The organism is Propionibacterium australiense, assembly GCF_003666605.1.
Lineage (GTDB): Bacteria > Actinomycetota > Actinomycetes > Propionibacteriales > Propionibacteriaceae > Propionibacterium > Propionibacterium australiense.
Window position 1 is genome coordinate 72,402 of sequence record NZ_RCIV01000013.1, and the last position, 7,899, is coordinate 80,300.

Below are 7,899 nucleotides of genomic sequence, written 5' to 3' on the forward strand. Positions count from 1 at the left end.
GATCAGATGAAGGATTGACCTTGTCACTGCCGGTTTTGTGGTGCTCCCAGCAGCGATCTGGCGAGCCTGTGAGGGTGCTCTGGCGGGGCTCCCTCCGGCTCGCCCCTGACTCGTCGGCCCAGGGCGCCGTGCCCGGCCGGGGCGCGGGGCGAGGCCCTAGGCTTGGCCACGTGCCCAGCAACGACGCCTTCCAGGTCGACCTGCACGGTCTGGTCGACCTGCTCAGCCACAATCTCTACTCGAGCCCGCGCATCTTCGTGCGCGAGCTCCTGCAGAACGGCGTCGACGCGCTGACCGCTGCCGACCCGCGGCCGGACGACCGCCGGCCCGGCATCATGCTCGTCGGCTCGGACGTCTCGGCCGACGGGCGCATGCACTGCCTCGACTCCGGTGTCGGTCTCGACGAGGACGACGTGCGCACCTTCCTGGCGACCATCGGCGGCTCCTCCAAGCGCGGCCACGACGAGACGATGCTGGGCCGCTTCGGCATCGGCCTGCTCAGCTGCTTCGTCGTCACCGACCGGGTCGAGGTGCTCACCCGCAAGGGCGACGGGCCGCTGATCCGCTGGATCGGCCACGAGGACGGCACCCACGAGATGGCCGACCCGTCCGGTATCGACGACGAACGCACCGCCTGGCTGGCGGAGGGCCCGGGTACCTGCGTCTCGCTGCAACCGGTCAGCAGCACGGCGCAGTGGCTCACTGCCGGGCGCGTCACCGAGCTGGCCAAGACCTTCGGCGCCTATCTGCCCTACCGCATCGTCAGCGCCCGGGGCCCGGGCGCGACGACACCGGTCGCGCCCACGACGCCGCCGTGGCGGCTGGCCGGGCGCGCCCGCCGGCGCGAGTGCGAGAACCTCGCCCGCCGGCAGCTGGGCGTCGAACCCTTCGCCACCCTCCCCGTGGCCGTGCCCGAGGCCGGCCTGGACGGTGTCGTCGTCATCCTGGGCCAGCAGGCGCAGGCCGGCTCGCGCGGCGGCCACCGGGTCCACCTGCACGGCATGCTCGTCTCCGAGAACGTGCCCGGCCTGCTGCCCGACTGGGCCTTCTTCGCCCGCGCCGTCGTCGACTCCACCCGCCTTACGCCCACCGCCAGTCGTGAGGGACTCTACGAGGACGGCATGCTCGAGACGGTCCGGTCCGCGCTCGGCGAGCAGATCCGCCGCTGGATCCTGCGGCTGGCCGCCACCGACCAGGACCGCATGAGGCGGTTCCTGTCGGTGCACGCCGTGGCCGCGAAGGCGATGGCGCTGGACGACGACGAACTCTTCGAGACCCTGCTGCCGGCGCTGCGCTTCGAGACGAACACCGGCGAGCTGACCCTGCCCGAGCTGGCCGGACGCACCGACGTCGTCCACGTCGCACGCACCATCGAGGACTACCGCCAGGTGGCCGCGGTCGGCGCCGCCCAGGGCATCGACATCCTCAACGGCGGCTACGTCTACGACACCGAACTCGCCCTGCGCGCCCCGCGGGTCATGACGGGCCTGCAGACCCGGCCCCTGTCGCCCCGCGACCTGGACGCCCACATCCGTGCCGTGCCCGAGGAGCGGCTGAGGGCCGCCCGCCCCGGCCTGGAACGGGCCCGCCAGGCGCTGAAGCTGCTCGACGTCGACGTCGAGCTGCGCGCCTTCGCGCCCGACACGATGCCCGCGCTCTACCTCGACGACGAGCAGGCGCGCGCCGCAGCCGTCTCCGACGAGGTCGCCGCCGGGGCCGACGAGACCTGGGCTGCCCTGCTCGCGACGATGCGCCCGGCCCCGGCCCGGCCCCGGCTGCTGCTCAACGACGACAGCACACTGGTGCGCAGGGTGCTCGACCTGGGCGATGACGAACTCGTCGCACCCGCCGCCGAGTCGCTCTACGCCCGCGCCCTGCTGGCCGCCGGACACCGGCTGCGCGCGGCCGACCTGGCGGCCGTCGACCACTCCTTCCTCGCCCTGCTCACCGTCGCCCTGGAGACCCGAGATGACTGACAACACCCCACCACGGCCGGTCAGCGGCCTCTCGCGGCACCGCTTCGCCCCGCCCCTCGAGGCAGTGGCGCAGGCCGATGCCCGCGGCCTCGCCGAACTGTTCATCGCCGCGACCCGCTGGGGCGGCCGCGACACCCAGCAGGCCGTCATCGCACGCTGGGAGGAGCTGCGCGACGGGGCCATCGAATGGGCCAGGGCGACCGGCGAGCCCGAGCTGCTCCATGCGCTGGCCTGCCTCGAGATGGACACCGAGATCGCCGACTTCGCCGCCACCGACGCCCGCGACCTGGAGCGCATCGAGACCGCGATCGACCTGTTCACCCGAGCCGGGGCCACCGCCCGCGCACTCGACCTGGAGCACCTGCTCGCCGTCGAACTGGACAACGACCCGGTGCGCGGCGACATGCTGCTCGACCGGATCCGCGACACCGGCGACCCGAGCGCTCTGCTCACCTCCATCTCGCGCAGCCGGATCGACGTCGAGGACCTCGACGCCGTGCGCGCCCGCCTCGCCGAACTGCGCGCCCTGGCCGTGGACGTGACGAGCGAGCCGATGACCCGCATGCGGATGGGTTCCGCGATCCTCTACCTCGGCCCGACCTTCGACAGCGTCCTCGACCTGCCCGACATCGTCGACGCCTATCTGCTCGACGACGAGTTCCCCATGCTGCGCTCCAGGCAGGCGCGGCGCCGCGCGGTGCTGGCCCAGCAGACCGGCCAGGGCGCCCAGGCCGTCGCCATCCTGCGCGCCGAGGCGGACCGCCAGCGCTGGATGGGCGAGACGGTGGAGCTGACCAGGGTCATGCACCGGCTCTCCGACCAGCTGGAGGCCCTGGGCGATCCGGTCGGCGCCGAGCAGGCGATCCGTGAGGCCGTCGCCGCCGCCCACTCCTCCGGGGTCACCAAGTACGAGGTGGACGCGCTCAAGGGTCTCGCCATGCGCCTGCTCAACCAGGACCGGGTCGTCGAGGGCGCCACGGTCGTGGACGAGGCACTGGCCCTGCTCGCAACCGTCGACGGGCCCCGCCACCTCATCATCGGCCAGGACCTCATCGAGGCCCACTGGGCCCTGTGCGACATGGGGGCGCGCGTCCACCACGAGCTCGACCACGCCGACCGGGCCTGCGCCCTGGCCCGCGAGGCGGCGCAGGACGCCGAGCAGCTCGGTGAACCCGGCCGCGCCTCCATCATGTGGGAGCTCGTCGGCGAGGCGATCATGCCCACCGACGCCGCCGAGTCCGACCGGGCCTTCGAACAGGCCGCCCGGCTGGCCCACCAGGACCAGGACGGCCTGCGCGTCCTCGAGATGACCCGCCGGCGGGCCTGGGCCATCGCCATCTGCACCGGCACGAAGGAGGCCGCCCAGATGCAGGAGAAGGCCCAGCGGATCGCCGAGCAGCTGCGTGACACCCTCGCCGCGAACCCAGAACTGGCCCGCACCAGCGGGGTCGACGGGGAGATGCTCGTCCTGGGCGTCAAGATCGAGCAGGCCAAGCTGATTGCGGTCTCCAAGGCCTACGAGAACGCCATCGGCTGGCTGGTCGGGCTGCCGGAGCAGGCCGCCGAGCACGGCGACCGGGCCCTGGCCATGGACGGCTTCTGGCTGCGCGCCCGGCTGTGCCTGCAACTCGACATGGAGCAGGACGCCTTCACCGCCCTTGGCCGCTGCCTGCAGCTGGCCGACTGCAGCGGTGACGAGCAGACACGCCGGCAGATACTGGCCGCCGGCCGCGACTGGCTCGCCGAGCACGGCCGTCACGAGGAGGCCGCACGCTACTGGAACGACAACCAGGCACAGTAACCACCCCCTAGGAGAAGAATCATGAGCGACGAGGACATCCGCGACCGGATCATCCAGCTGCACGACACGGCGATCCAGCGCCCCTACGCCGAGCGGATCGCGCCGCTGCGGCAGGCCGTCGAAATGGCAGATGAGATCGGCGATGAGGGCCTGGGCATCGCCATGCGCCTGGCGTTCGTCTCGGCCCTCGTCTTCGGCGGTCGCGTCTCGGAGGCCTTCGTGCCGTTCGCCTGGCTCGTCCAGCGCTACGACGCCGACTCGCCCGCCCTCACCGACCGCTACCGCTTTCGCATTCTGTGGAGCAACAAGTGGATGGTCGATCACGCCACGGCCTACCCGCAGATCCCGCTCGACCAGATCGAGGCACTGCTGGCAGACATGCGGCGGCGCTACGCGGCGGCCGGAATCGGACCCGAACCGGTCGCCCACTGCACCTACAAGCTCGCCTCGTCCACTCGCGGTGACGACAGCGCAGCGGCCGAGTTCGCCGCCTGGACCGCCCTGCCCCGCTGCGACATGAGCGACTGCCAGGTCTGCTCGTCCCGCGGCCAGGCGAGTTACTGGTCCGGCCAGGGGCAGTACGAGCGGGCCCTCGAACTGCTCGCCCCCGCCCTGCGCGGCGACGCCACGTGCGCCGAGGAGCCGGGCTCCTCGCTGAGCCTGGCCGCGGTGTGCGCCGCCGAGCTGGGCCGGATGGACGAGGCCGCCGACTACCATCTGCGCGCCTGGCGTGAGATCCGCGACGAGGAGGGGCGCGCCTCGGACGTGGCGAGGAACATCCTGCTGTGCGCCCGCACCGGCGCCCTGGCCCGGGGCCTGGAACTGCTGGCCTACCGCTGGGAGCAGGTGCGCGAGTTCGACGCGCCCAGCACCAGCATGAACCTGCGGGCCGCAGCCGCGCGCCTGATCGGCGCCTGCCTCGCCGAGGGCATGGCCGGCCAGCGTCTGCTCACCCGCAGCGGCGAGGAGATCGTCATCGACGAGGGCCTCTACGACGAGCTGTCGGGCCAGGCCCTCGACCTGGCCGCCGCCTTCGACGCCCGAAACGGGAACGATTTCGAGAGCACCACGCTGCGCAGGGGGTACCTGGAGGCGGGGCCCCTAACCCCCCTGCCCCTCGCCCCGGGCGTCGCCGGCTCCCGCAGCGTCTTCGCCCCCGACGGCGACTCGCAGCACCCGCTGTCCCCGACGGCGGACGAGATCGCCGGCGCCGGGGTCATGGACCTCATGGGGCTCTTCGACCGCGTCGTCCGCTGGGGCGGGCTCAGCGCCGAGCGTGCGCTACTGGCACGCTGGCGCGAACTGCGAGAGAAGGCGATCTCGCAGGCCGACATCAGCGATGACCCGGACTTCCTGGAGCAGGTCGCGCTCGCCGAGCTCAACATCACCGGTCTCGACCCGGACCTACGGGTCTCGGCCGAACTGGAGAGCAACGAGACCGGCATCCGCCTGCTGCAGGCCAGTGGCGGACCCGACAGGGCGCTCGGCGTCGAGTACTGGCTGGCCATGACGATCACCCACGACCAGGAGCGTGCCGGCGAACTGCTCGCCCGCATCCGCGCCACGGGCTCGCCCGGCCGCATCCTGTCTGCGCTCAACCACACGCCGCTCGACGCCGACTCACCGGAGGCCTGCCACCAACGCCGCGAGGAACTGCTCGCGCTGGGGGTCACACCCGGCTCCGAACCCTGGGAACGCAATGCCCTCGGCCACCTGCTGCTGCAGGCCGGTTCGGCGCCCGACCGGGTGCGCAGCACCTGGGATGAGGTGGAGTCCTACTTTCCCGACCCCGATGAATTCCCCTCGATCAGGCAGCACCTGGGCATGTCCAGGATCTCGACCCTGTGGAACGCGGATGAGCGGGACGAGGCGATGGCGGTGTGTGACCGGCTCATCGACTACCACACGCGGATGGGGACGGTGGGTCTGCTCGCCAACGCGCTGGGCCAGCGGGCGCTGATGAGCGAGGCCCGTGAGGACGCCCCCGAGGCGGAGCGCTGCTACCAGATGGCGCTCGCCGCGGCCCAGGCTTCCGGCAAGAGAGCCGTCATGACCGATGTCCGCTGGGACCTGGCCGATCTGCTCATGCGCCAGGGCCGGAACGTGGAGGCCATCGAGATCGTCGAGCACGCCCTGGCGGACCTGGAGATCCCCGATGACCCGTTCGTGTCGTGGAGCCCCGACAAGATGCTGTACCAGCGCGCCAATCTGCTGCACATGGGTGCCCGCCTGTGCGAGGCGCTGGGTGAGAACGACCGTGCCGTCTCTCTGGCCCGCCGTGGCGCCGCCGATGCCCAGCAACTGGACGCCCCGGGAGCCGCTGCCTTTCTGCTCGGGATCGTTGGTGACGGGCTGCGCGCCTCCGACGCGGTCGAGTCGCTGCGGGCGTACACGCAGGCCGCCGAGCAGGCCCGCGCCGCCGGCGACGAGATGGAACTGCTGAGGCTGCAGCGCCGCCGCATGTGGGCCGCGGCCGAGGCTGACGGCCTGGACGCCGGCCTTGCCGCGCACGCCGAGGCGACCGCGGCCGGCCAGGCACTGTGCGACCGGGTGCTGACCGACACCGAGTTCGCGGAGCGGATGAACATCGACACCGAGCTGACGATGCTCGACGTAGCGGTCGACCGGGTGCGGCTACTGGCCACTCACCGCGCCTACGACCAGGCCCTGACCGAGCTCGGTGACGCGCCCGAGCAGATCCTCGCCCACGGCAACGAGGAGTTCGCGGCCTCGGCACACGACTTGCGCGCCCGGATCCGGCTCGCCGTCAACGACGAGCGCGGCGCCTTTGCCGACATCGCGGCGGGAATGGAGCTGGCCGACCGGATGCAGGACACCGGGCTGCGCGGCGAGTTCGCTGCGCTCGGCGCCAACTGGCTCGACGGCGAGGGCCGTGGTGACGAGGCCGAACAGTTCTGGGCAGCCAACAACGGCCAGCAGCAGGAGTGAGCGGGACCGCCCCGGCATGGCCTGGTCAGCCCGACAGGGGCACGTGCCCCGACGGCGGGGTGGCCAGTGATGCGGCTGCCCGCGCTCGGCCCGCCGGGACCCTGGATTGGACCAGCCCCGCGTTGTGGTGTGGGGGCATGTCCGCGCCCGGCCTGCCGGAACAGGGTGGGGACGGGAACTGCCTGCCGAGCAGGGTTCCCCGGGCATGCGAAAACTTCCGGCCTTCCCTTACCAGAGCAGGCCCTGATCTGCCGGGGCGGGGGACTGGGTTCCGGTGCGGTCGGCAGGATCAGCGGACCGTGAACTCGGCCAAGCCGGGTTGGTGCGGAGCCTCGCGCACCTGGAGCCCGCGGACCTGCGCGTAGCCGGGCCCCTCCCGAACCCATGCCAGGAAGGTCTCGACAACGAGTTCACCGCCTTGGACGAACATCTCGACGTCGCCGTTCGGCAGATTGCGCACCCACCCGGTCAGGCCGAGCGCCTCGGCCTGCTGCAGGACGTGCCAGCGGAAACCGACGCCTTGGACGAGGCCGCTGGCCACCGCGTGGACGCTCCGCACAGCACTCATGATTCGTCCCTCCCGCCGTCTGCTGCTCGGTGCCCCAAGCCTAACCACAACCGGTTGTCTGCTCAGGAGGCCGGAATCTGCTCCCCTGAGCGCATGTGCTGCGCGGGCGTGCGCTATGCCTTGCCTAGTAGGGGCAGCCTCTTCTGTGGCGGCATTCAACTGTCCGGACTACAAGGATGGGCCACTGCCCAAGCCAATGGGGCTGTGAATAAGCCTCAAGGATTTTGATCGAGCTCCCACCCCTCAATAGTCACATTTCCGATGCTCCAATTGATTGTCCAGTCGACCTCCGTGAAAAAGCCTTGAAGTGAATCATAGTCCATGACCCAATTGTCATATGGCCGTCATGAAACGAAATCGTATTTTGATGGATTCGTGGTCTTGTTTCGGATATGATTGAGACATGCAGATCGAGGTCACCCCGGAAGAAACCGCTGTTCTGATCAGGTGGAAGAAACGCACAGACAATTACGTGCTGGTGCGGATGAAAGCCGAAGCCATCTTGTATGCCTCTCGTGGTGTCGATGTGGGGATTATCGCTGAAATGGTTGAGCGCAGCGAGAAAACCGTTCGAGAATGGCTGGCCGAGTGGCAGGCCAGCAGGA

General features: G+C 70.8%; 5 protein-coding genes. 4 read left to right on the forward strand and 1 reads right to left on the reverse strand.

From position 1 onward, the window contains the following. Positions 1-170 precede the first annotated feature (170 nt). From D9T14_RS09885 to D9T14_RS09895, 3 genes are read left to right on the forward strand one after another with little or no spacing between them, the layout of a single operon-like run. On the forward strand, positions 171-1,976 hold the full coding sequence (locus D9T14_RS09885; protein WP_170175611.1) for an HSP90 family protein: 1,806 nt from the start codon (positions 171-173) through the stop codon (positions 1,974-1,976). After that, positions 1,969-3,777, forward strand: a complete 1,809-nt coding sequence (locus D9T14_RS09890; protein WP_119162083.1) for a tetratricopeptide repeat protein — start codon at positions 1,969-1,971, stop codon at positions 3,775-3,777. Before D9T14_RS09885 ends, D9T14_RS09890 begins: the two co-directional genes overlap by 8 nt. Positions 3,778-3,798: 21 nt before the next feature. Continuing rightward, a complete protein-coding gene (locus D9T14_RS09895) occupies positions 3,799-6,726 on the forward strand; it encodes an ATP-binding protein (protein ID WP_119162082.1) in 2,928 nt (975 codons plus the stop codon). A gap of 289 nt (positions 6,727-7,015) precedes the next feature. Here D9T14_RS09895 and D9T14_RS09900 read toward each other — a convergent pair whose 3' ends face one another. Further along, the gene (locus tag D9T14_RS09900) at positions 7,016-7,294 is read right to left on the reverse strand and encodes an acylphosphatase (protein ID WP_182482071.1); all 279 of its coding nucleotides are present in this window, start codon (positions 7,292-7,294) and stop codon (positions 7,016-7,018) included. Between the two features lie 403 nt (positions 7,295-7,697). Between D9T14_RS09900 and D9T14_RS09905 the strand changes: the two genes are divergently transcribed. After that, positions 7,698-7,899, forward strand: a 202-nt coding sequence (locus tag D9T14_RS09905) for a helix-turn-helix domain-containing protein (protein WP_147434121.1), incomplete at its 3' end; no start/stop codon positions are given.